The organism is Chitiniphilus purpureus, assembly GCF_025642115.1.
In the GTDB taxonomy this organism is placed as follows: domain Bacteria; phylum Pseudomonadota; class Gammaproteobacteria; order Burkholderiales; family Chitinibacteraceae; genus Chitiniphilus; species Chitiniphilus purpureus.
Genome location: NZ_CP106753.1, coordinates 269043 through 291835, shown reverse-complemented (window position 1 = coordinate 291835; position 22793 = coordinate 269043). Strand labels below are relative to the sequence as shown.

The 22793-nt window shown below is 62.1% G+C and carries 23 protein-coding genes; 18 read left to right on the top strand and 5 right to left on the bottom strand.

Features of this window, described 5'->3' with window-relative positions; genetic code table 11:
* The first annotated feature begins 77 nt into the window (after positions 1-77).
* Complete coding sequence (gene parC / locus N8I74_RS01210) at positions 78-2348, top strand: DNA topoisomerase IV subunit A (RefSeq protein ID WP_408611911.1); 2271 nt, start codon at positions 78-80, stop codon at positions 2346-2348.
* A gap of 172 nt (positions 2349-2520) precedes the next feature.
* Positions 2521-3048 carry a M15 family metallopeptidase gene (locus tag N8I74_RS01205; protein ID WP_263125091.1) on the top strand — a complete coding sequence of 176 codons (528 nt, stop codon included), beginning with the start codon at positions 2521-2523 and terminating at the stop codon, positions 3046-3048.
* A gap of 48 nt (positions 3049-3096) precedes the next feature.
* On the opposite strand, the gene N8I74_RS01200 is transcribed toward N8I74_RS01205, so the two are convergent.
* From N8I74_RS01200 to thiD, 3 genes are all read right to left on the bottom strand, one after another.
* Complete coding sequence (locus N8I74_RS01200; RefSeq protein ID WP_263125090.1) at positions 3097-3699, bottom strand: chloramphenicol phosphotransferase CPT family protein; 603 nt, start codon at positions 3697-3699, stop codon at positions 3097-3099.
* The gene (locus N8I74_RS01195) at positions 3678-4520 is read right to left on the bottom strand and encodes an AraC family transcriptional regulator (RefSeq protein ID WP_263125089.1); all 843 of its coding nucleotides are present in this window, start codon (positions 4518-4520) and stop codon (positions 3678-3680) included. Before N8I74_RS01195 ends, N8I74_RS01200 begins: the two co-directional genes overlap by 22 nt.
* Before the next feature lie 215 nt (positions 4521-4735).
* Complete coding sequence (gene thiD, locus N8I74_RS01190) at positions 4736-5563, bottom strand: bifunctional hydroxymethylpyrimidine kinase/phosphomethylpyrimidine kinase (RefSeq protein ID WP_263125088.1); 828 nt, start codon at positions 5561-5563, stop codon at positions 4736-4738.
* Positions 5564-5624: 61 nt separating this feature from the next.
* Between thiD and N8I74_RS01185 the strand changes: the two genes are divergently transcribed.
* From N8I74_RS01185 to N8I74_RS01130, 11 genes are all read left to right on the top strand, one after another.
* A complete protein-coding gene (locus N8I74_RS01185; RefSeq protein WP_263125087.1) occupies positions 5625-5789 on the top strand; it encodes a rubredoxin in 165 nt (54 codons plus the stop codon).
* A gap of 40 nt (positions 5790-5829) precedes the next feature.
* On the top strand, positions 5830-6657 hold the full coding sequence (locus tag N8I74_RS01180; RefSeq protein WP_263125086.1) for a M48 family metallopeptidase: 828 nt from the start codon (positions 5830-5832) through the stop codon (positions 6655-6657).
* Between the two features lie 10 nt (positions 6658-6667).
* The gene (locus N8I74_RS01175; RefSeq protein WP_408611849.1) at positions 6668-7090 is read left to right on the top strand and encodes a CopD family protein; all 423 of its coding nucleotides are present in this window, start codon (positions 6668-6670) and stop codon (positions 7088-7090) included.
* A gap of 7 nt (positions 7091-7097) precedes the next feature.
* Positions 7098-7559 carry a CYTH domain-containing protein gene (locus N8I74_RS01170; protein WP_263125085.1) on the top strand — a complete coding sequence of 154 codons (462 nt, stop codon included), beginning with the start codon at positions 7098-7100 and terminating at the stop codon, positions 7557-7559.
* Between the two features lie 18 nt (positions 7560-7577).
* Entirely contained in the window at positions 7578-8870 is a 1293-nt protein-coding gene (hemL, locus tag N8I74_RS01165) for a glutamate-1-semialdehyde 2,1-aminomutase (protein ID WP_263125084.1), read from the top strand.
* Positions 8871-9041: 171 nt separating this feature from the next.
* Entirely contained in the window at positions 9042-9569 is a 528-nt protein-coding gene (locus tag N8I74_RS01160) for a GspH/FimT family pseudopilin (protein ID WP_263125083.1), read from the top strand.
* 9 nt (positions 9570-9578) lie between these two features.
* The gene (gene pilV / locus N8I74_RS01155; RefSeq protein ID WP_263125082.1) at positions 9579-10286 is read left to right on the top strand and encodes a type IV pilus modification protein PilV; all 708 of its coding nucleotides are present in this window, start codon (positions 9579-9581) and stop codon (positions 10284-10286) included.
* Positions 10287-10300: 14 nt separating this feature from the next.
* Entirely contained in the window at positions 10301-11056 is a 756-nt protein-coding gene (locus N8I74_RS01150; RefSeq protein ID WP_263125080.1) for a PilW family protein, read from the top strand.
* Positions 11057-11067: 11 nt separating this feature from the next.
* A complete protein-coding gene (locus tag N8I74_RS01145; protein ID WP_263125079.1) occupies positions 11068-11610 on the top strand; it encodes a pilus assembly PilX family protein in 543 nt (180 codons plus the stop codon).
* 11 nt (positions 11611-11621) lie between these two features.
* Positions 11622-16421, top strand: a complete 4800-nt coding sequence (locus N8I74_RS01140; protein WP_263125077.1) for a pilus assembly protein — start codon at positions 11622-11624, stop codon at positions 16419-16421.
* A gap of 61 nt (positions 16422-16482) precedes the next feature.
* Entirely contained in the window at positions 16483-16920 is a 438-nt protein-coding gene (locus tag N8I74_RS01130) for a type IV pilin protein (RefSeq protein WP_308445870.1), read from the top strand.
* Positions 16921-16965: 45 nt separating this feature from the next.
* Here the strand turns inward: N8I74_RS01130 and N8I74_RS01125 are convergent, their stop codons facing one another.
* Together N8I74_RS01125 and N8I74_RS01120 are read right to left on the bottom strand one after the other, a co-directional pair.
* On the bottom strand, positions 16966-17559 hold the full coding sequence (locus tag N8I74_RS01125; protein WP_263125075.1) for an energy transducer TonB: 594 nt from the start codon (positions 17557-17559) through the stop codon (positions 16966-16968).
* 14 nt (positions 17560-17573) lie between these two features.
* Positions 17574-18068 carry a TlpA family protein disulfide reductase gene (locus tag N8I74_RS01120; protein ID WP_263125073.1) on the bottom strand — a complete coding sequence of 165 codons (495 nt, stop codon included), beginning with the start codon at positions 18066-18068 and terminating at the stop codon, positions 17574-17576.
* 908 nt (positions 18069-18976) lie between these two features.
* Between N8I74_RS01120 and N8I74_RS01115 the strand changes: the two genes are divergently transcribed.
* From N8I74_RS01115 to N8I74_RS01095, 5 genes are all read left to right on the top strand, one after another.
* On the top strand, positions 18977-19585 hold the full coding sequence (locus tag N8I74_RS01115; protein WP_263125072.1) for a phosphatase PAP2 family protein: 609 nt from the start codon (positions 18977-18979) through the stop codon (positions 19583-19585).
* Positions 19582-20622 (top strand): Holliday junction branch migration DNA helicase RuvB, encoded by a 1041-nt coding sequence (gene ruvB, locus N8I74_RS01110; protein WP_263125071.1) that lies wholly within the window; start codon positions 19582-19584, stop codon positions 20620-20622. Before N8I74_RS01115 ends, ruvB begins: the two co-directional genes overlap by 4 nt.
* Positions 20623-20766: 144 nt before the next feature.
* Positions 20767-21423, top strand: coding sequence for a protein TolQ (gene tolQ / locus N8I74_RS01105; protein WP_263125070.1), 657 nt, complete (start codon positions 20767-20769; stop codon positions 21421-21423).
* A 121-nt stretch (positions 21424-21544) separates the two neighbouring features.
* Complete coding sequence (gene tolR / locus N8I74_RS01100; RefSeq protein WP_263125068.1) at positions 21545-21973, top strand: protein TolR; 429 nt, start codon at positions 21545-21547, stop codon at positions 21971-21973.
* Positions 21970-22770 (top strand): energy transducer TonB, encoded by an 801-nt coding sequence (locus tag N8I74_RS01095; protein ID WP_263125067.1) that lies wholly within the window; start codon positions 21970-21972, stop codon positions 22768-22770. Before tolR ends, N8I74_RS01095 begins: the two co-directional genes overlap by 4 nt.
* Positions 22771-22793 lie beyond the last annotated feature (23 nt).

Here is a 22793-nt window from a genome sequence, read left to right as displayed (position 1 = left end):
ACGAAATGGAAGCCCCCGGCCCAGTGCCCGATGGGTCCGGCAACCGACGCTTCATCAACGCGGCGCCGTCGCAGGCGATGCCGGATGACGGTGAATCGGTGCAGCTCGCGTTGTATGCCGAGAAGAACTATCTCGAATATGCGATGAGCGTGGTCAAGAGCCGTGCGCTGCCGCAGGTGGAGGACGGGCAGAAGCCGGTGCAGCGCCGCATTCTGTATGCAATGTGGGAACTGGGGCTGGCGGCCAACGCCAAGCCGGTCAAGTCGGCGCGGATCGTCGGCGAGGTGCTCGGCAAGTACCACCCGCATGGCGACCAATCTGCTTATGACGCACTGGTCCGGGTCGCACAGGATTTCTCGCTGCGTTATCCATTGATCGACGGACAGGGCAACTTCGGCAGCCGCGATGGCGACGGGGCGGCGGCGATGCGCTATACCGAGGCCCGCCTCGCGCCGATTGCTGAACTGCTGCTGGCCGAGCTGGACGAGGGCACCACCGATTTCATTCCCAACTACGACGGTGCGTTCGAAGAGCCCGTACTGCTGCCGGCACGCCTGCCGATGCTGTTGCTCAACGGTGCTTCGGGCATCGCCGTGGGCATGGCGACCGAAATCCCTTCGCACAATCTGGGGGAGGTGGCCGACGCCGCCATCGCGTTGATCAAGGCGCCTGACCTCGATACCGCGGCGCTGCTGCAATATCTGCGCGGCCCCGATCTGCCCGGCGGCGGCCAGCTGATTTCCAGTCAACGTGACATCCAGGCCGCCTACGAGACCGGCCGCGGCAGTCTGAAGCTGCGTGCCTGCTGGGAGAAGGAGGAGTTGGCCCGCGGACAGTGGCAATTGGTGGTCACCCAGCTGCCGCAAGGGACATCCAGCCAGCGTGTGCTTGAGGAAATCGAGGAGCTGACCAATCCCAAGCTGCGCAAAGGCAAGAAGGCGCTGACCCAGGAGCAGGTGCAGACTCGGCAATTGATCCTGTCGCAATTGGATCGGGTACGCGATGAGTCCGGGCGCGAGCAGGCGGTGCGGCTGGTCTTCGAGCCCAAATCGTCGCGCCAGGACCCCGCTGAGCTGATGACGCTGCTGCTGGCGCATACCTCGCTCGAGACCAACCTGCCGCTCAATCTGGTCACCATCGGGCGCGACGGTCGGCCAAGCCAGAAGTCACTGCGTGATCTGATCGCCGAGTGGGTCGACTTCCGGTTCGTCACCGTGCGGCGTCGCACCGGATACCGGCTGGGCAAGGTGGATGACCGTATCCATATCCTCGAAGGCCGGATGATCGTCTTCCTCAATGTCGACGAGGTGATCCGTATCATTCGCGAAAGCGATGAGCCGAAGCCGGCATTGATTGCCCGTTTCCAACTGAGTGACCGGCAAGCCGAGGATATCCTGGAGATCCGGCTGCGCCAGCTCGCGCGGCTGGAAGGAATCAAGATCGAGCAGGAGCTGGCGGCACTGCGCAGCGAGCGGGAAGAGCTGGCCCATCTGCTGACCAACGGCGCGGCCATGCAGAAGCGCGTGATCAAGGAAATTGAAGCCGATCGCAAGAAATATGCCGATCCACGTCGCACCCTGATCGAGGAGGCCGAGAAGGCGGTGCTGGAGGTGGCCGTGGTCGATGAGCCGATGACGCTGATCCTGTCGGAGAAGGGCTGGATCCGCAGCCGGCAGGGGCATGGCATTGAGCTGCAGAACCTGAATTTCAAAGAAGGCGATCGACTGCTGACCGCCATTGAATGCCGTACAGTCGATCCGGTCGCCTTGTTCGGCAGCGATGGTCGTGTCTATACCATCCAGGCTGCGAGCGTGCCAGGTGGGCGTGGTGACGGCGTGCCGGTGACCACGCTGGTGGAACTGGCCGCCAAGAGCCGTATCACGCAGTTGCTGGCGGCCAAGGGCGAAGAATGGGTGATCATCGCCAATTCCGCGGGTTACGGCTTTGTCTGCCAGTTCGAGAATCTGTTGTCACGGCAAAAGGCGGGGAAGAGCTTTATCTCGCTGGAGCCGGGTGAAACACTGCTCAAGCTGTCGACCTTTGTTCCACGTGAAACATCACTGGTGGCGTGCTTGACCCGTCTGGGCAAGCTGCATCTGTTCCCCTATGCAGAATTCAAGCAGCTCGCCGGTGGTGGGCGTGGGGTCATCACGACGGCGCTGGACGACAAGGATCAACTGGCGGCTGTCACCGTGTGCGATGGCTTGACGTTGAAACTCACTGGCACCGGGCGCGGTGGCAAGACCACGGAACTGACCCTGGACGCGAATGAAATGGCGCCCTACGTTGGAAGGCGGGCCCGCAAGGGCAAGCCGGTGAACGCGGGTTTGAAGTTTCCGGGGTTCTGAGAAATACGTATAGCCAGGCGGCGCGGCTGGAAAAGCCATGCGGCTTGCTGTGGGCTGTGGAGGCAACCTTGCCATTGCCTGCTTTGGATATCCGAAAGCCGATGATGAAGGTCCTCAAGCCGCCGGTGCCGAACATGATGCGCCGTTCGGTCCAACAGGAGTAAACGACGCCGTGAACGAGTCGCTGCGTGCCATCTGGCAGGAATTGGGTATTGCCGAGGCGATACTTGCCGAGAAGCGCCTGTGCATCTACGAAGAGGCCACCGCGCTGGTCGATGTGGAGACTGGCCTGGACGGCCGCGTCTGGCAATTGACCGTGGAAGCTGCGGCAGCCTGGCGGGCGATGCAGGCGGCGGCCGCGGGCGACGGCGTCACATTGCGGATCGCCTCGGCCTATCGCGCCACCGCCAGGCAGGGAGAGCTGATCCGCCGCAAACTCGATGCCGGGCAACCGCTATCGACCATCCTGCAGGTGTTGGCACCGCCTGGGTGCAGCGAACACCATACCGGTCGCGCCGTCGATGTATTCAGTCCGGGTGGCCCGGTGGTCGAGGAAGCCTTTGAGCAGACGCCGGCGTTTGCCTGGTTGCAGGCGCATGCGTCGCAATTCGGCTTTACGCTGTCCTTCCCACGCGACAATCGCTATGGCTATGTCTATGAGCCGTGGCACTGGTGCTATCAGCCGCCTGCGCAGGTGTAGCGCACGCGCCGTGGCATGACAGTCCGGATCCCGTCGTTGGTGCCCGGTTCAGCCCCGTTGCTGCAGTCGGACCAAGGTGGCTGCCGCGCCGCTTGTGGGAGGGCCGTCCACCAGCTGCGCCACCAGTTGGGCGGCAGCGTCATCGGCAGAGATGGTACTGGTATCGATCTGCAGATCGTAGTCCATCCAGGCATGTACCCGCGGCAACTCCCAAGCGGATAGGCCCGGGGCACGGTCGCCCCTGGCCGCTTCGCGCGCAGCAAGGATGGCTGCATCGCAATGCACCGCCACCAGCGTCACCGGGTAGCCCGCCAGTTCGGTCAGGAGTTCCTGCGTCTCCTCCGCCTCGCACCATGCGTTGTCGACGATCAGTTTCAGCCCCGCCTGCAGCAGCGATGGCAGCGCGTAATGATAGCCCCGCACCAACGCGGTCCAGCTGTAGCCGGCACGGTCGATCGGCTCGCCGCGCTGCATCCGTGCCAGGTCGGACGCCGGCAGGCCGTACAGGACGCTGTCGATCGAGAAATTGATGAATTGCTCGGGCAGTTGTTCCTGCAACGCACGCGCCAACGCAGACTTGCCGGAACTGCTGGTGCCGTTGAGCACGATCACCTGCGGCAGCGCCATGCTCAGGCCGTCAGCGGCAGGCATAGATCGTAACGGCTGTCCGTGTAATAACGTTCCAGTCGAGGCCGCGAGGGATCGGGAACCAACCCGGTCTGCGGCAGCCAGGTCAGCATCAGGTCGCGCCACCGCGGACCGATGTCATCGGTCGTGCCACCGTGATGGAAGACCGCCCAGCGACCAACCGGCATCCGATACTCGCCCATGCCGCGTGGCAACCGGACCTGTGGCGCGATCTCGATCGCCGCGTCGTAGCGGCGGCGGCCCGCCGGCGTGGTGGCGGGGTCGTTCCAGATCAGGCCGTAGCGCTGCAAGGATGTCGGCTCGATCTGGTTCTGCCGGCATTGTGTCTCCAGCTGCTCGAACAGCTTGTGCAGATGGCAGCCATAGTCCCCGACTTCCCGCACCGTGAGCATGCGTGCGGCCGGCCATTCCTCGACCGAGATGCGCGTTGCGACCTCGGCGAACGACCATTGGTAGTCAGCCTCGGTGCCGGCGATGGCCTGACCGGGCTGGTATGAGATCGGTCCCAGATTGGTATTGAGCCATTCGCGTGCGGGTGGTGTCCCCTTGCGCCATGCACTTGGGGTGAAGCCGAAGGTCCGGTTGAACGCGCGGCTGAACGTGGCCGCGGACGAAAACCCGACTGCAAGTGCCACTTCACCGATCGGCATGCGCGGTGCCCAATGCAGCAGCGACGCCGCCACCTCCAGGCGCAGCCGCCACAGAAAGGCCTGTGGCGTGGTCTGGTAGTGCAGCTGGAAGCGGCGTACCAGATACCAGGGCGAGTAATGTGCCGCCTCCGCCAGATCGGACAGCGTCAATGGCGCTGCCAGATCGCGCACCATTCTGTTGATGGCCCGTTCAAGTCGCGGGCACGGCGCAGGTGCAAGGAGAGGCCGAGGGGCATTCATGACGGTGGTTCCCTAACCGCTTGAAAGTGCGGTACTAAATCCGAAGACCACCCATCTTGGATCAATGGGAGGCCGAATGGTTGGGAGCCACTCAATATACGCAATTCCGGCAAAAACAAAAGGCACGGCAAGCCACGCCTGCTGCTATGTCATTGCTCCTGTTGCGTTTCTTCCGGCCGGGCCCAGAACATCCGGTCCGGCACCATCTGTCCCATCCCGGGTCGGAAGGCATGCGACAGCGTCTGGTAGACGTACTCCTGCGCATCGTGCACCGCGGCGGACAGTTCGACGCCGCTGGCCAGGGCCCCGGCCAGCGCCGCCGACAGCGTGGCCCCGGACCCGTGGAAGCGGCCCGGCAACCGGTCCCACTGGTCGCTGCGTACACGGCCATGGCGCGAATACAGCGTGTTGCTGACCTTGCTGGTCTGTTCCTGCGCCCCGGTGATCAGCACATATTCACAGCCGCGGTCGATCAGCCGGCCGGCCGCGGCATCGAGCGGCAGGTCATCCTGCTCCTCGGCATCGTCCGACCCCAGGCGTCGCGCCTTGCTGCTGTTGGTGCATACGATCAGTGAATGCGGCAGCAGCAGGTCGCGCAGCGCGGCTGCGAACTCGTCGGTGGAATATTCATCGCGCTGGCTGTGCTCCAGTACGGGGTCGAGCACCAGCGGCACGTCCGGGTAGTCCGCCACGATCTCGGCGATCACGGCCAGGTTCTCGATGCTGCCGGCCAACCCCACCTTGATCGCGTCGACCCGCATGTCTTCCAACACATAGCGGGCCTGTTCATTGACCCAGTCCGATTCGATCGCCAGTACTTCCTGCAACCCGGCCGTGTCCTGCACTGTCAACGCCGTGACGATGGGCAGCGCATAGCAGCCCAGTGACGACAGTGTCGTCAGATCCGCAGCCAATCCGGTCCCGGCGGACGGGTCGTTGGCGGCAAACACAAGCACGAGTGGGGGGGTGGGGTGCATCGCGGCGGGCGTAAGGGATGGGGTAGAATCGGATTCTAAACCAGCGCTCCGAGGACACCGGATGAAAAAATACATGTGCTTGATTTGTGGTTTCATTTATGACGAAGCCGAGGGCCGCCCGGACGACGATATCGCGCCCGGCACTCCCTGGGATCTCGTGCCGCCCAACTGGACCTGTCCTGATTGCGGCGCGCGCAAGGATGATTTCGAGATGGTGGAGATCTGAGCACCGTTTCAACAATTCGCCATAAGGAGCGTCTGAACCGATGAAGCAACTGATGCTTGCAGGTCTGGTCACCCTGGCAGTCACCGGGTGCCAGCAAGTCAGCACCACCAGCGGCGGTGCCGTGGGGGTCGATCGCAAACAAAGCATGAGCGCCCTGCTCTCCGAACAGCAGGTCGTGCAGATGTCGGCGCAGTCCTACCAGGAGACGCTGGCCAAGGCCCGCACCAAGGGGACGCTCAACGCGGATGCCAAGATGGTGGCGCGGGTGCGCGCGATCGCCGAGCGCCTCATTCCCCAGACAGCGGTCTATCGTCCCGATGCGGCGCGCTGGCAGTGGGAGGTCAACATCGAGAAGAACGATCAGCTCAACGCCTATTGCATGGCGGGCGGCAAGATCATGTTCTACTCGGGCATCATCGAAAAACTCAAGCTCACCGATGATGAGATCGCCCAGATCATGGGGCACGAGATTGCGCATGCATTGCGCGAGCATGCCCGTGAGCGCATGAGCCAGGCCTACAACAAGCAGCTGGCGCTGCAAGGGCTGTCGTGGTTGACCGGCGGCAAGTACGACGGTTACCTGGGGGTGGCCGACCAGGTCACCGAGGTGGCCTATTCGCTGCCCAACAGCCGCGAACATGAGTCCGAGGCCGATACCATGGGGTTGGAACTGGCGGCGCGTGCCGGCTACCACCCGCAGGCGTCCATCACGCTATGGCAGAAGATGGCAAGCGCAGGCGGCGGCGCGACGCCGCAGTTCCTGTCCACCCACCCGTCAAGCCAGACGCGTATCCGCGACCTGCAGGCCAAGATTCCGGCAGTCGAGCCCTTGTACCGGAGCGCCCGCTCCGACAAATCGAACAAGTGAGCGTATCCAGGTGCTATGGGCTAAATCGTTCCACCTGATCTTTGTCATCAGCTGGTTCGCCGGTTTGTTCTACCTGCCACGGCTGTTCGTCAATCATGCCATGGCCGATGACAGCGTGACCCAGGCGCGGTTGCTGCTGATGGAGCGCAAGCTGCTGCGCTTCATGACCCCGCTTGCCGCGTTGGCGTTGATCCTGGGCGCGGTGACGTGGTGGTACTACGGCTTCTATGCCGGCAAGGGCTGGTACTGGATGCACGTCAAGCTGGTGCTGGTGCTGGTGCTGGTGGGCTACCATGCCTGGTGCTGGAGGCTGTACCGGGATTTCGCCGCCAACCGCAACCGCCATGGTCATGTGTGGTTCCGCTGGTTCAACGAACTGCCGGTGCTGGTCCTGGTATGCGTGGTCATCCTAGTCATCGTCAAGCCGTTCTGAAGACACCATGGCGACCGAAATCGAACGCAAGTTCCTGCTGTCGAGCGATATCTGGCGCACGCTGCCGCATACCTCGGTGCGGATCGCCCAGGGCTATCTGAGCGCTGAACCGGCACGCACGGTGCGGGTCCGGATCAAGGGGGAGGCGGGCTTTCTGACCGTGAAGGGCCAGAACCACGGCATCAGCCGTGTCGAGTTCGAATACCCCATTCCCCACACCGATGCCGAAGCCATGCTGGCGCTCTGCCCCCACGTGCTGGACAAGACCCGCCACCTGTTGCAAACCGGCCCGTATGTTTGGGAAATCGACGAATTCCATGGCGACAATGCCGGGCTGGTCGTCGCCGAGATCGAATTGCCCGCGGTCGATGCCGAGTTCACACGCCCCGCTTGGCTGGGTGAGGAGGTCTCGCATGACGCGCGCTACTACAACAGCTATCTGTCCCAGCATCCCTATAACCGCTGGTAACCGGGCTCCAGACACCATATGACTTCAAACGACGGTTTGTTCGAACGCGCTTGCCACCACATCCCCGGCGGGGTCAATTCGCCGGTGCGTGCGTTTGGCTCGGTCGGCGGGATACCCCGCTTTCTCGAGCGCGGGGCGGGGGCCCACGTGTGGGACGTCGACGGCAAGCGCTATATCGACTATGTCGGTTCCTGGGGGCCACTGATCCTGGGCCATGCCCATCCGGCGGTGCTCGAGGCCGTGACACGTGCTGCCCGCAACGGTTTGTCCTTTGGTGCGCCCACCGCGGCCGAAGTCGAGCTTGCCGACCTGCTATGCCAGCGCATGCCCAGCATGCAGCAGGTCAGGCTGGTTTCGAGCGGGACCGAGGCCACCATGAGCGCCATCCGCCTGGCACGGGGCTACACCGGCCGCGACAAGCTCGTGAAGTTCGAGGGCTGTTATCACGGCCACGCCGATGCGCTGCTGGTCAAGGCAGGGTCGGGGCTGCTCACCTTCGGCAACCCATCCTCGGCCGGGGTGCCTGCAGGCGCGGCAGCCGACACCCTCGTGCTGCCCTACAACGATGTCGACGCGTTGCAGACGCTGTTCGCGCAGCAGGGCGACCGGATCGCCGCCATTATCGTCGAGCCCATCGCCGGCAACATGAATCTGGTCCAGCCCAGCCCCGCCTTTGTGAACGCGTTGCGCACATTGTCCCAGGCGCATGGCAGCCTCTTGATCTACGACGAGGTCATGACCGGTTTCCGGGTGGGGCCGCAAGGGGCGCAGGGGCTGCACGGCATCCAGCCCGATCTCACCTGCCTTGGCAAGGTGGTCGGCGGCGGCATGCCCCTGGCCGCGTTCGGCGGCCGTGCGGACGTCATGGCCAAGCTTGCGCCGCTGGGCCCGGTGTACCAGGCCGGAACGCTTTCGGGCAATCCGGTGGCGGTCGCCGCCGGGCTTGCGACCTTGAACGAAATCGCCGCCCCCGGCTTCTTCGAAACACTGGGCAGGCAGACCACGGCATTGGCGCAAGGGCTGTGCGATGCGGCCAACGCGAATGGCACCGTCTTCAGCGCGCAGGCGGTCGGCGGCATGTTCGGTATCTATTTCAGTCCGCATCCGCCCACAAGCTATGGTGAAGTGATGAACAGCGACCGGGCGGCCTTCAACGCGTTCTTCCATGCCATGCTCGAAGAGGGCGTCTATTTTGCCCCTTCGGCGTTCGAGGCAGGCTTCGTCTCGTGCCAGCACAGTGCAGAAGACCTGGAAGCAACCTTTGCCGCTGCCCGGAAGGTTTTTGCCCAGATTGCACTGAACACGCGTTAAGTACCCCCATCTCCGGATTTCAATCCGGGCTGAGAGACTGAGTGGCCGGCAGCATGCTGTCCTGCCATTCAATCTCCTTTCTCCGCACGCCCGTCAGAGGTGTTTGCTTCCCAACCGATCGGCCGCTGATTATATTTATCAGAACATACTGATAAAGCCAGGAGCGGCACTATGCGGCAAGCGGGGTTTACGCTGATGGAGGCGATGATCGTCGTCTCCATCATTGCGATCATCCTGGCCATCGCCACACCCAGCTATCAAGCGATGATCCGCGACAGCCGCCTCGTCGCCGCCTCGGAGGAACTGCTCACCAGCCTGATGCTGGCGCGTACCGAAGCGATCAAACGCAACCGCGCGGTGGTGATCTGCAATTCGGCCAACCCAACGGCCAGCAATCCTGCCTGCATCACGGCCAATCCCAACTGGGCCACGGGCTGGATCATCTTCGCCACCAACGGCAGCGGTACGAACTACGACAGGGCAAACGACACGCTCATCCGTGTGGGCAATCAAGTGGAAGGCGTGGACCGTCTTGGCGTCAACAACAACATCACCCGGATCCGCTTCCACTCGATGATCAACGCGAGTGCCCAGACCGTGGACTTCGAGTTCTGCATCACGGGACGCAAGAAACGGGTGGTCAGCGTCGACAAGACCGGCCGGGTCTCTAGATCGCAGCAAGATACATGTACCGGCTAAGGGTCAGTCATGCGCACCAACCAACTTGGCATCATCATGATCGAAGTGCTGGTATCGCTGGCGGTACTGGCACTCGGCATATTGGGGCTTGCTTCGCTGCAGGTGTATTCACTCAAGAACAGCCAGAGCGCCTATTCGCGCTCGATTGCCTCCGACCTTGCCAATGACCTGGCCGACCGGATCCGCGCCAACCGCTCGCCTCGCCGCAGCGAATCGGACGGTGGGGCGGCGGCGTATGACGAGAACGGGGCCGTGATCCCGCTGGCGCCGGACTATGCGCGCCTGATATGCGCGGTGGATGCCAGTGCCGCCGGTGCCATCACCTGCAGTTGGCCCAGCGGTTTCACCCAGCCTGCCAATACCGCGGGTGCGGCGCTGGCGGCCCAGGATCTGGCGGCCTGGAAGAATCTGGTTGCCGCAAGCCTGCCGGCCGGCAGCGAAGGTGGGGGGGTGATCTGCCGCGACAACAATTTGAACAATGATCCCAAGAACACGCCGGGAGCCGGCACCTACACCAGCAAGCCGGTAGCACCCGACCATGCCAACTTTGCAAGCCTGACAGGCTGCCTAGCGCCCGGCAGCGCCGGATACGCCACGGCCCCGTATGTGGTCAAGATCTGGTGGCAAGAGAACGTCAGCTCGGTCGAACGGGGTGATGCCAGCAGTGTGAACGCAAAGCAGCAGGCGACATTGAGCCTGTTCTCGACCCCAATCTGAGCCGGCCCATCAGCATGCATCGCCTTCGCGGTTTCACCATCGTTGAACTCATGATCGGCCTGTCGCTGGCGCTGCTGCTCGCGCTGGCCATCGCCAGCGTCTACTCGCAGACGCGCCAGACCTTCCGGCTGCAGGCAGCCCAGAGCCGGTTGAGCGACGACGGGCAATATGTGCTGGAAACCTACAAGCGGATGCTGACGCAATCAGGCTATCGCTCGTGGAACGGCAGTGCCGGTGGCCAGATCCTCATCGCGGCATTCCCGGCGGCGACGCCCTTTGCTGCCGGCGACACGCTGCTTGAAGACGATGACGGCATCCATGTGCGCTTCTATGGCGATACTGATGGGAATGTGATCCGTTGCGAGACAAGCAACGATGCCGATTATCCATTCCTCAAGGCCGCCGGTGCCGCTACGACCCGCTACACCTTTGTGTTGTACCACGACGACAATGCCGACACGCTCAATTGCGCCGCGGCGGACAAGAGCAATGCGAGGGTGCTGGTCAGCAACGTGGTCGATTACAGCATGCGGTACGGGCAGGACACCGGGAGCGACAGGATACCCGACCAGTATGTCGCGGCGGCGGCAGCGACCTGGGCCAAGGTCTATGCAGCCCGTCTGTGTGTGGTGTTGCGAAGCGCCGAGATCAACCTGGTCAACGAAGCGATGAAATACCAGGACTGCAGTGGTGTCACCCAGACCGCGACGGACAAACGCCTCTACCGCACCTTCACCGCCACTGTGCAACTTCGCAACCGTTTCGATTGAACGAGGCTCCCATGTGCTTCATTGCACGAAAACGCGGATTTATCCTGATCACCAGCGTGATCTTCATGCTGGTGCTTACCCTGGTCGTCGTCTATGCCGTGCGTTCCGCAACAGTCTACGAACGGGTGGCGGGCAACAACCGCAATCACAGCCAGGCATTCCAGGCGGCCGAGTATGCATTGGCACAGGCGCGCGGAGCCCTGGTGGAAGAGCCGCCTGCGGTCAGCGCCAGCGGCTGTACCGGCGGTGCCTGCCCGAAAAGCTACGATACATCGCGTTTCGACAGCCCTGCCTTCTGGATCGCGAATCAAGCCGCCACCTGCGCTGTCAATGCGGCCTGCAACAACCGTGGCGCAAACAAGGTGCCGGTCGGGACGCCGGCGTCGTTCCCCAGTGCCACGGGCGAGCAGCCCCGCTATGTGGTCCGCGAACTGGGCACGGCCTCGCCCGGCGGCAAGAGCTGCAATTTCTACGAGATCACCGCATTTGGCCAGGGGAGCAATGCGCAAAGCGCCTCCATCCTGCGTTCCGTGGTCAAAGCCTGCGATAGCTGAAGGAAAAGAACATGAAAACCCGCGTCTATCTCGCTTTCTTTTGCAGTGCCATCCTTTCCACCGGTTATGCAGCCAAGATCACCCAATCCAGCCAGGATCCCTATAAGCCGCTCAATCAGCTCAATAGTGCGCCGCCGTTGAACATGCTGGTGATCGGCCGTGACCATAAACTGTGGTACGAGGCTTATAACGATGCATCGGATCTGAATGACGACACCTATTACGATGTGGGCTATCGCGGTGTTGATTTGAAAAATGTGAAAGAGCCGCCCGAGAAAGGCAATTTCCAGATCGATTATTACGGCTATTTTGATTCCTATAAATGCTACAACTATAGTCGCGGCGTTTTCGTACCCGTCGAAGTCACAAAAAACAAGAAATGCCCCAATTCAAGAGCCGAGTGGAGTGGGGATTTTCTGAACTATGTGACGACCTCGCGTATGGACGCTCTGCGCAAGGTGCTGTATGGCGGGCACCGTTCCACCGACACAGCAACGTCGACCATATTGCAGCGCTCCTATATTCCGCAGGAGGCGCATTCCTGGGGCAAGGAATATACCAGCCCAACAGTGGACGGCTATCGGATTGACGAATTTACTCCCCTGTCACAGCCTACTGGCGATACAAAACATTTATTCGCCAACACCACTCTCTATGTAAATGGGGATGGCGGCATCAACAATCCACCGCTGCTACGCTATCTGACTAATTCCCAGCAGCGCATCTGGGCTTGGGTCAGCAAGGCTTCTCCTGTCGCCGATGGTTCGTTGGGCACTCCTACGGATTTGATCGTGCGAGTACAAGTATGCAATCAGAACGTAGGCCTGGAAGACAATTGCAAGAAATACGGCGACAGCTACAAGCCGACCGGCCTTTTGCAGGAATACGGTGATTCGGACAACATGCGCTTTGGTTTGTTGACCGGCAGCTACAGCCACAATATGCAGGGCGGCACGGTGCGTGCCGATATCGGCAGGTTCAACAACGAGATCGATCCGGAAAACGGCACCTTCAAAGCCGATGTCAATGGGATCATCAAGACACTGAATTCGATGCGTATCGAAGGCTATGGCAGGTTTGCCGTGCCTTGGAATCCGTATATCGAGGAACGTATTTATTCATGTAGTTGGGGCTACGTCAACCGGCCGCTGGCCGATGGCAATTGCAGCGCCTGGGGCAATCCGGTCGCGGAAATGCTGTACGAGGCGATGCGCTACTATGCCGGGGCCAAGAGCGCCACCAGCAATTTCTCCGGCGATACGCTGGGCGCCAACCTCGGCCTGCCCGAACTGACCACGTGGAAAGACCCGTATGCGGCCGGCAACAACGATGTCTGCTCCAAGCCGTTTGTCACGCTGATCACCGATATCAATCCGTCGTGGGATGGTGACAATCTGACGAACTCCAGCCTGAATGGCACGACAGTTGACTACGTTGGTCGTGGTGAAGCGCTGTGGAATACGGAATTCGGAGGTGCCAAAAATGTCGTGGTGGCCAATAATTGCCTCGATAAAGACACCGATCCGGCATGCAACAACAACAACGCGCCCACTATCAAGCGCGTAGACAGTTTCAACAGGATCACCGGGCTTGCCGAGGAGCCAACCAAGGCCGGCAGTTATAAATCGGTGATGCTCGCCGAACACGCCCGTACCACCGACATCAACCCAGCCAATGGCAAGCAGATGGTGAGCACCTTCGCCGTGGCGCTGGCCTCACCACTGCCTAAGATCGATATCCCCGTGGGCGAAGGCCGAACCGTTTCGCTGGTGCCGTATGCCAAGTCGGTTTACTGGGCGTCCACCACCATCAACCGCGAAGCTGGCCAGTATCAGCCGACCAACCAGATCGTCGATTTTTATATCGACACCATCCGCAACGTGCCCGGGTTTCCCTATGACAAACAAGGCGATGATGTGGGAGCCCGGAAGTTTGGACAACCCTATTACAAGTTCCGGGTGAATTTCGAGGATGTCGAGTATGGCGGCGACCATGATATGGATGCCATTGCCTCGTATGAGGTCATACTCAATGAGAACAATACTGTAACCGTCAATGTCGATTCGCTGTATGCAGCGGGGGGTATTGTCCAACATTTGGGCTATATCATCTCCGGCACCACCAATGACGATGTCTATCTGGTGGTGCGCGATTGCGATACCGCCAATCCTGCACCTCTTCAAACACCGTGCCAGCACGCCGGGGCGAATCCGGCCAGCGATGTCGATTATTATCAAGATGTTCCTCCCAACGCCGACCTCGCCAACGCGAACCGCTGGCAGGACAACGTAGCGCTGCCGGTGAGAAGCTCACGCACCTTTACCATCAATACCGGCAGTGCCACGGTCACCGATCTGAAGAGCCCGCTGTGGTATCTGGCCAAATACGGTGGCTTCTTCGACAACGATCTGGAGACCAGTGCGGATCTGAACCGGCTTGACGACGTGGCCGAGTGGGATGGTGACAACAACGGTATTCCCGACAGCTATTTCCTGGTCGTCAATCCGCTGCGGATGAAGGAACAACTGGGCAAGGCATTTGCCAGGATCGATGCCACTGCGCGGGCGGTGGCCCAGGTCGGGGCTGCCAGTGGCGGGGCCAATGTCAATGGCGGTCGTGCCATCTACCGTGCTTCCTATATCGTCGACAAGTGGAGTGGTGAAGTCGCGGCATTCACCAATATGCCCGGCGATGCCACCATCGGGGCCAAGATCTGGAGCAGCAGCGACAAATTGCTTCCCGCCGGCGAACGTGTGGTGTTGACGTCCCATGCCCGCACGCGGCTGGGGGTTCCCTTCCGCTCGAACTCGTTTGTCGCGACTGACAGTCAATACATCGCCTTGAACAAGAATGCGGCGGGTACGGTAGACAACCGGTTTGCCGCGCGCCTGGACTATCTGCGTGGCGATGGCAGCAATGAGGGCACGGCGAGCACCGATTTCCGTGTCCGGCAACGCGTCAATGGCCGCTCCAACTATATCGGCGATATCCTGGATTCGTCCACTTACCGCATACAGAATGGCAATATCGGCGCCCATACCGAGAACAAATACGATCTTTTCCATAGCGAAAACGAACAACGTATGCCGATGATCTACGTCGGTGCCAATGGCGGCATGCTGCACGGTTTGGAAGATGCCTATCTCAACAGCAACAGTACAGAGGCCAACCCCGAAGCAGGCCGCGAGAGTCTGGCCTATGTGCCGTCGTTCCTCTACGACAAATTGGGTAAATTGTCGTATCAGAACTACGGTCACGAATTCTATATGAACGGACTGATTTCCATTGATGATGTTTATTTTGGCGGAAATTGGTCGACATTGTTGGTGGCTACAGCAGGATTCGGTGGTAAAGGGGTCGTGGCGCTGGATGTAACCAAACCGGGCAAGCTTACTGATAAGGGCGTTCGTACTGCTGGCGATTTTACTGAAAGTAAAGCGGCCAATATTGTTCGTTGGGAATTCACCGACAAGGACGACCCGGACATGGGTTATCAACCAGGTTCACCATTGATTGTCAAAACCAATGATGGAAAATGGCGGGTGATCGTCGGCAACGGTTTCAACAGTACCAATGGCAGGGCAGTGTTGTATCTGCTGGAGGCAAGCGGCCCGGTCAATGGCAGTTGGAGCGGCAAATACATCAAGATCGATGTGCAACAGGGCAGTGCGGCCGATGCCAACGGTTTGGCCAGCCCTACCGCATTGGATTTGCAAACCCTTTATGCCTGCGACGCGAAGGACAACTCAACGTGGACACCTGATTCCACGACTGATCTCGTCTATGCCGGTGACCTGTATGGCAATATGTGGAAGTTCGATCTGCGCAATAGCGATCCCTCCAAGTGGAAGGTCTCCTTTGAAAGCGGCGGCACGCCTCAGCCGTTGTTCACCACGAAAGACCAGTACGGTAATCGGCAGCCGATCAAGGAACATCCGGCCATTGGCGGTTCGCCAGAGAAAAAGGCATGCACTGCCAGCCCGGCGACCGATCCCTATCAGCTGCCGTCCAACCATATCGTGTTCTTTGGTACCGGCAAATACCTGGGGGATTGCGATCTGCCGCAGAATGGCGTCGACGGCAAGGTCTCTGCCACCCATTCCTGCCCTTCCGAGAATCAGGTCAATAGCTTCTACGCCATCATGGACAAGGACAAGGAGGTGCAGAAGAGCGGTCTGCTGAAGCGTGTGTATTCGTATTACACGCAGAAAGATGTGGAAGCCTACAACGCGAAGATCACCGATCCCGAGAAGCACATCACGCTCAGCGATATCAGAGGCCATTCCAAAGTCGATGACGACTGTGGTGGCAAATGCCCGATCGATTGGGCCAAGACACCAGGCTGGTATTTCGACCTCGTCGATCTGGACAATCAGACGGGCAAGGGTTCACGCATGGTCGGGCGGCCGCGCACAATCGGCAATCGTTATGTCGTCTTCAATACGATGAACTTCAGCGGCAGCCAGGCGGCATGCACGGTTGACGGTAGTACCTCTTCCATTACGATCGACTACACCGGCACCATGACCCGGCAGCGCTTCACCATGGTGCAAAGTGGCACCAATCAGCCGATTCCGGGCCTCAACAATATTGGGTACACCACGTTCGCCTATCTGCCCAACGGCTCCACCACCAGTGCTTCGCAGATGCCGATGACGGGATTGGGCAGTGCCAACGACGGTGGCCGCTGCTATGGCTGCAAGAACGACAAGAACCAGATCGCTGCTGCCGACTGCACGCCGCTTCGCTGCAACAAGATCAATATGTCGAGAACGGTGACGCCGGTGAATTGGCGAGAAATCATCGAATAAGTGCATCGTCGCCTGCCCCTGCCGGCAGGCGACGCATCTTCCGGGAAATGGACAACAACAAATGAAAGCTGAGCGTGGATTTACGTTGATCGAACTGATGATCACCGTGGCGGTCATCGGCATCCTGGCGGCGATCGCGATGCCTTCGTATCAGGAATATGTCTACAAGACACGTCGCGGCGATGTTCAGGGCGTATTGCTGCAGAACGCGCAATTGCTCGAGCGCCGGTATACCACCAACAATGCCTATTTCACCGGTGCCGGTGCATGCCCCGCGGCGCCGATCAGCCAATCCCCGGTCGACGGTGCGACCAAGTACTACAACATCACCGTCACCCAGTGCACCGCCGAAGCCTATGTGCTGCGTGCCTCGCCGATCGGCGTCCAGCAGCGCTATGGTGCGAACAAGGATTTCCTCGAGCTCACCTCCGCTGGCGTGCGCTCGTGGGACAAGAACCATGACGGGGCGATCGGCAGCGGCGAAAGCAGCTGGAAATGACCTTCAGACGATATCGCTACGAAGCCGGCCACCCGCCGGCTTTTTTCATTCGCCTTCGGCGACGGTCTGCGCCATCTTGTCGAGGTCGACCACGACGCGCCGCTGGCTGACGACCGCACCCCCGTTTTTCTTGGCCGGGATGAAGGTGATCATATAGGCCTTCTCGACGAAGTTGCTGGTGCTGGGCTCATCCAGCTGGCTGCGCAATACCGTCACGTTGGTGACCTTGCCCCTGTCGTCGATGGTGAGCTCCAGTTCGATGAGCACACCGGTCAGGTGTCCGGTGTTTTCCAGCGAGGCATCGAACCGCGACAACGGTTGCGCCGGTTCGTAGCGGTCTTCGACTGCCGAAGCCACAACGGGGGGCATGGCCATCCAGTCCGGCTTGTGTAACCAGGCAGGCAGGCGTGATGGTGTGATCTTATCGCCAGGGGTAGCGATGCGCTCGGCCTGAGGGTTGGCCGACGGCTGCGGTGGGGCACTGGTCGTAAGATAAACCTGCTGCACCAGTGGCCCGGTCTTCGGTGCTTGCGGCACCACCATGAAGAGCACCAGCAAGAGATGCAGATTGATCGACCAGACGATGCCCAGCAGCAGGTTCCTGGTCTGCGGTGAGGGCAGGAAGGCCTGGGCGCGCATCGGCTGCCGGAAGATCAGAGCAGGCCCAGTATGGTCTGCTCCAGCGCCTGCATGTCCGGCTCGCCCAGGTAGCGCTGGACCACATTGCCCTGCGTGTCGATCAGAAACGAGGTCGGGGTCAGTGCCACATTGTCGAACGCAGCGGCGGCCTTGCCGTCGCGATCGTGGGCAACGATGAACGGCAGCCCGGTCTGCGCCACGTAATGCCGGATCTGGGCGGGGGCGTCATAGCTCATCGCCAGCGCCACGGTCTTGTAGGGCTTGCCGTGCAGCGATTCCTGCAGCTTCACGAGCTTGGGCATTTCGGCGATGCAACTGGTGCAGGTGGTGGCCCAGAAATTGATCAGCACTACGTTGCCCTTGAGCGCAGCCAGATCCTGCCGCTTGCCTTGCAAGTCGGTCCAGGCGATGTTGGGCGCGGCACGTTGGGTGCCCAGCAGCAGGTAGCCGATCGCGGCGGCGGCGGCCAGCCCGAGCAGGATCCAGATCAAGCGTTGACGAAGCAGCATCGACTTTTGCAACCGTAGCGAAAATGGGTAGGGGCGACGTGCAGTCCATCGAAGACGGCACGCGGACTGATCTGGATTTTACTGAGGAATCAGGACGCCGGGTGGGAACGGCAGCGGCCGTGGCGACCCTGTACCGTTTTCGTGCGCCTTGCCCGCAGGCAGCTGGCATGCAGGGCGAAGCCAGATGGGACGCGATGGCCCGGGTCCCGCTGGTTGCAGACGGTGCGGGACGTACGGCTGTCGAGTCCAATGCCATCCGGTGCGTGGCTGGGGGGCAGGCTTGAACCTGGCAAGCTGGGCATGGTCGATAGCGTTTTGCCGCAAGGCCGTACCTGATCGGCATGCGGTGACGCAGGGTGTAGCGTGAACGCCTGGCCAGGAATTGATGCCGGCGACGCCGGTGCCAATCGGATATCGGACCGGTGCCGCGAATGCCTGCCATGGTGGTTCCGGCGATGTGCGCACCGGCGGACAAGGTCAGGCAGTGCATGCTGTGCGCGGCATGGCGGCCGGCAACGAGCAGCTGCATCGGCAGGCAATATTCCAGATCGGCGGCTGCCATGGGTGGGTCGCCTGGGGCGGCGGGTGCTGGTTCGAAGGGAAGAGAGGGGAATTCGGGCAATGGGGAAACATATTGTGCACGGGGCGCACATCCGGTTTCGAAGCCGCTGGATGCCGGCGGCACGCCATGGACAAGGCGCGGCGGGGATGGCCTGCGGCGGCTCGCTGCCAGAGATGGCCTGCCTGCCGTCTACCGCCGCTGCGCCTGCCAAGATCGTGCACGCGCACCGGCCTGGCCAGTTGGACAACGCGCTGCGCTGCGCCTCCAGACCTTCGCCATCGCGCAATGCCGCATCGGTTGGGCCGTCACCGGTGCCTCGGATGACGGTCGTTGCAGGGGCACGGTCTTGACGCTGAAACCGGCCCTGCCCCGGCTTGCCGCTGCCGCGGCGTTGATCTACCTCGCACTTGCGTTCAGCTACGAGCTGGCCTGGATGGCGCGGCTGGATGCCGCCTTGGCGGCATGGTTCTACCACGTCAACCACCCCGGTGTTCTCGTGGCCACCTGGCTGAGCCACAGCGGCAATTTTGTCGCCTCGTTGGCGCTGGCAGCGCTGTTCGGCCTGATCCTGCGACGCCAGGGCCGTATCGCCTGGCCGGGATTGCCGCTCTTCGTCGCGTTGGCATGGGGCACCAATACCGCCTTGAAGGCGCTGAGCTATCGGCCGCGGCCCAGCTATGATCCCTTGGTCGCCACGCTGGGTTCCTCGTTTCCCAGCGGACATGCGATGGGGGCATGGGCGCTGGGCTGGGTGCTCGCCTGGCTGCTGGCCCGGCAGTGGCCGGCATGGCGCGGGCTGTGGTACCTGCTGGCGCTGCTGTGGGTGCTCGCCGGTGGGCTCGCGCGGCTGGTGCTCGGGGTGCATCATTTCTCCGATATCATGGCTGGCTATGCCGCTGCCACCGTGCTGGCCGCGCTGTTCGTCCACTTTGCGTCCTCCAGGCCGTCCGCATGATCGAAACCGACTCGCTGTCCGCCGCGCCGCCCGAGCGCATCGTGACCGCCAAGACCCTGTCGCAACAGGAAGAGCAGCTCGAACGCGCGCTGCGGCCCAAGCTGCTTGATGAATATGTGGGCCAGATAAAGGCGCGCGGTCAGCTCGAAATCTTCATCGAGGCCGCCAAGAAGCGTGGCGAGGCCCTCGACCATGTGCTGCTGTTCGGCCCGCCGGGCCTGGGCAAGACCACGTTGGCGCACATCATCGCCCGTGAACTGGGGGTGAATCTGCGCCAGACCAGCGGGCCGGTGCTGGAGCGTGCCGGCGACCTGGCGGCGCTGTTGACCAATCTGGAACCGCACGACGTGCTGTTCATCGACGAGATCCACCGGCTGAGCCCCGTGGTCGAGGAAATCCTCTATCCGGCACTTGAGGACTTCCAGCTCGACATCATGATCGGCGAAGGGCCGGCGGCACGCTCGGTCAAGCTGGATCTGCCGCCCTTTACGCTGGTCGGCGCCACCACCCGTGCCGGCATGCTGACCAATCCGCTGCGGGACCGCTTCGGCATCGTCGCCCGGCTGGAGTTCTACACGCCCGAGGAACTGACGCGCATCGTCGAGCGCTCGGCCGCCCTGCTGGCGGTACAGATGGATCAGGAAGGCGCATTCGAGGTCGCCCGTCGCTCGCGTGGCACGCCGCGTATCGCCAACCGTCTGCTGCGCCGGGTGCGTGACTATGCCGAGGTCAGGAGCGACGGCACCGTGACCTGCGCAGTGGCCGATGCCGCGCTCGCCATGCTCGATGTGGACCATGCCGGCCTTGATGTGATGGACCGCAAACTGCTGGCAGCTGTGATCGAGAAATTCGGCGGCGGCCCGGTCGGGCTCGACAACGTGGCGGCCGCGATCGGCGAGGCATCCGATACGATCGAGGATGTGATCGAACCCTACCTGATCCAGCAGGGCTTGCTGCAACGCACCCCGCGTGGGCGGATGGCGACGCTGCTGGCCTATCAGCACTTCGGGCTGCCCCAGCCGGGAGCGGACAGCTAGCCAATACCGGGTGGAACCAATGCCCTGGCCGTCGGTCGGGAAGATTTGGCTTTTACGGCGGTCCTGTTTCTGACGGACAATCCGGCCAACACATGAAAACCCTGCAGGGAGAACAAGGTGGAAGTCGCAGTCGGCGCACAAGACATGTCGATCCTTACTCTGGTGCTCGAAGCCAGCCTGGTGGTCCAGCTGGTGATGGCGGTGCTGGTGCTGCTGTCGCTGCTGTCCTGGTGGCACATCTTCAGCAAGTTCTTCACGCTGCGCTCCGCGCTGCGCCGTACCGATGATTTCGAGGATCGCTTCTGGAGCGGCACTGATCTGGCCGGGCTCTTCGAGCAGACCAAGCGCAGCCACACCGTCGGCCTGGAGAAAATCTTCGTTGCCGGTTTCACCGAGTTCCAGAAGCTGCGCCAGCGCGGTGGCATGGAGCTGTCGGACATCATGGACGGCACCCGGCGTGCGATGCGCGCGGCCACCCAGCGCGAACTCGATTTCCTCGATCGGCACACCGCCTTCCTCGCCTCGGTCGGTTCGGTATCCCCTTATATCGGTCTCTTTGGCACCGTCTGGGGGATCATGCATGCGTTCCGCGGGCTCGCCAATGTCGGCCAGGCCACCCTGGCGACGGTGGCGCCCGGCATCGCCGAGGCACTGGTGGCCACCGCGATCGGCCTGTTCGCCGCGATCCCGGCCACGGTGGCCTACAACCGCTTCGCGCATGATGTGGATGGCCTGGCGAGCCGTTTCGACGCGTTTGCCGAGGAGTTCCTCAACATCCTGCAACGGCAGGCCGCCAAGTAATCGGGCGGCTCACCCCGGCCGCCGTGCCGGGCTGCGCCGGTTTTCAGCGAGGAGGACAGCTGGATGCGCTATACGACTATCGATACCGGGCCGCACCGTGCGGCCGTGAGCCGGGGGTGACATGGCCGCACACCGCCGCCCGCGCCGGGCGATGAACGAAATCAATGTGGTGCCCTACATCGATGTGATGCTGGTGTTGCTGGTGATCTTCATGGTCACCGCGCCGATGATGCAGCAGGGCACCATCAACCTGCCCACCGTGGGTGCCGCCACTGACCGCGAAGTGCGCGACCGTCCGCTGCGGGTCCAGATCGACGGTGAAGGCCAGTTCAAGCTGATCGACGATGGTGGCGCTAGCCAGAGCGCGCCGGATGCCACTGCGCTCGCGACGCTGGTGACGGCGCGGCTCGCGGAGCGGCCCGATCGCCCGGTGGTGATCGCCGCGGACAAGGGCGTCAAGTACGAGCTGGTGATGAGCGTGATGGATGCGCTCAAGCAGGCACGGGTTGCGCGCGTGGGCCTCCTGGTGGAGCAGCGTTCCGGCCGATGAATCCCCGTCAGGCGATCAATGAGCGCGAGGCGCACCGTGGGCTGAGCCTGATGCTCGCGCTGGTGGTGCACGTGCTGTTCGTGGTGTTCCTGCTGGTTTCCGTACAGTGGCAGACCCAGCCGCCGCAGCCGGTGGAGGTGGAGCTGTGGGGACCGCCGCCGGCGCCCGAGACACAGCCGCGCGAGCGGCCTGTGGTGCGGGAGCTCGAGCCGCAACCCGAACCGGTGCCGGAGCCGGACCCCGAGATCGCCACGCAAAAGGTGAAGCCGCCCAAACCGACGCCGACGCCCCAGCCCAGGCCGACGGCCACACCCGCCCCCAAGCCGACCCCCACGCCGGCCAAGCCGCAGCCGACGCCCAAGCCGCAGAAGAAGGCGAGCGAGCTGGACGAGGCGTTGTCGCTCGACAACCTGCTCAAGCCCGGCGCCAAGCCGCAGCCGCAAGGCAGGTCCGGCGGCGAGGGCAGCAATCCGCAGGCGCCGGCGGACAGCCCGGGGCGTGGCAGTGGTCGCGGATTGGGCGACGACTACCGGGCACGCGTGGCCGGATTGATCCGCTCGCGTACCGCCTACGATGACAGCGCGGCCGGGAACCCCAGCGCGGTCTATCGGATCAGCCTGCTGCCCAGCGGCGAGATCCAGAGCGCCGAACTGGTGCGTTCCAACGGTGATGCCGCCTACAACGAGGCCACCCACCGCGCCATCATGGGCTTGCGCCAATTCCCGCCGTTGCCCTCGGGCAAGCCCTTCAGCGGCAGCGAGCGGCAATGGACCATCACCTTCCGGCTGCGCGACTAGTGGCGCCGAAGGTTCACCGATCG

Excerpts from the sequence above, each read along its gene's own strand:
- parC (WP_408611911.1), top strand. The coding sequence starts at position 78 with ATGCCGGATGACGGTGAATCGGTGCAGCTCGCGTTGTATGCCGAGAAG.
- N8I74_RS01200 (WP_263125090.1), bottom strand. The coding sequence starts at position 3,699 with ATGCCTGCCGCTGACGGCCTGAGCATGGCGCTGCCGCAGGTGATCGTG.
- N8I74_RS01195 (WP_263125089.1), bottom strand. The coding sequence starts at position 4,520 with ATGGTGCGCGATCTGGCAGCGCCATTGACGCTGTCCGATCTGGCGGAG.
- thiD (WP_263125088.1), bottom strand. The coding sequence starts at position 5,563 with ATGCACCCCACCCCCCCACTCGTGCTTGTGTTTGCCGCCAACGACCCG.
- N8I74_RS01185 (WP_263125087.1), top strand. The coding sequence starts at position 5,625 with ATGAAAAAATACATGTGCTTGATTTGTGGTTTCATTTATGACGAAGCC.
- N8I74_RS01180 (WP_263125086.1), top strand. The coding sequence starts at position 5,830 with ATGAAGCAACTGATGCTTGCAGGTCTGGTCACCCTGGCAGTCACCGGG.
- N8I74_RS01170 (WP_263125085.1), top strand. The coding sequence starts at position 7,098 with ATGGCGACCGAAATCGAACGCAAGTTCCTGCTGTCGAGCGATATCTGG.
- hemL (WP_263125084.1), top strand. The coding sequence starts at position 7,578 with ATGACTTCAAACGACGGTTTGTTCGAACGCGCTTGCCACCACATCCCC.
- N8I74_RS01160 (WP_263125083.1), top strand. The coding sequence starts at position 9,042 with ATGCGGCAAGCGGGGTTTACGCTGATGGAGGCGATGATCGTCGTCTCC.
- pilV (WP_263125082.1), top strand. The coding sequence starts at position 9,579 with ATGCGCACCAACCAACTTGGCATCATCATGATCGAAGTGCTGGTATCG.
- N8I74_RS01150 (WP_263125080.1), top strand. The coding sequence starts at position 10,301 with ATGCATCGCCTTCGCGGTTTCACCATCGTTGAACTCATGATCGGCCTG.
- N8I74_RS01145 (WP_263125079.1), top strand. The coding sequence starts at position 11,068 with ATGTGCTTCATTGCACGAAAACGCGGATTTATCCTGATCACCAGCGTG.
- N8I74_RS01140 (WP_263125077.1), top strand. The coding sequence starts at position 11,622 with ATGAAAACCCGCGTCTATCTCGCTTTCTTTTGCAGTGCCATCCTTTCC.
- N8I74_RS01130 (WP_308445870.1), top strand. The coding sequence starts at position 16,483 with ATGAAAGCTGAGCGTGGATTTACGTTGATCGAACTGATGATCACCGTG.
- N8I74_RS01125 (WP_263125075.1), bottom strand. The coding sequence starts at position 17,559 with ATGCGCGCCCAGGCCTTCCTGCCCTCACCGCAGACCAGGAACCTGCTG.
- N8I74_RS01120 (WP_263125073.1), bottom strand. The coding sequence starts at position 18,068 with ATGCTGCTTCGTCAACGCTTGATCTGGATCCTGCTCGGGCTGGCCGCC.
- ruvB (WP_263125071.1), top strand. The coding sequence starts at position 19,582 with ATGATCGAAACCGACTCGCTGTCCGCCGCGCCGCCCGAGCGCATCGTG.
- tolQ (WP_263125070.1), top strand. The coding sequence starts at position 20,767 with ATGTCGATCCTTACTCTGGTGCTCGAAGCCAGCCTGGTGGTCCAGCTG.
- tolR (WP_263125068.1), top strand. The coding sequence starts at position 21,545 with ATGGCCGCACACCGCCGCCCGCGCCGGGCGATGAACGAAATCAATGTG.
- N8I74_RS01095 (WP_263125067.1), top strand. The coding sequence starts at position 21,970 with ATGAATCCCCGTCAGGCGATCAATGAGCGCGAGGCGCACCGTGGGCTG.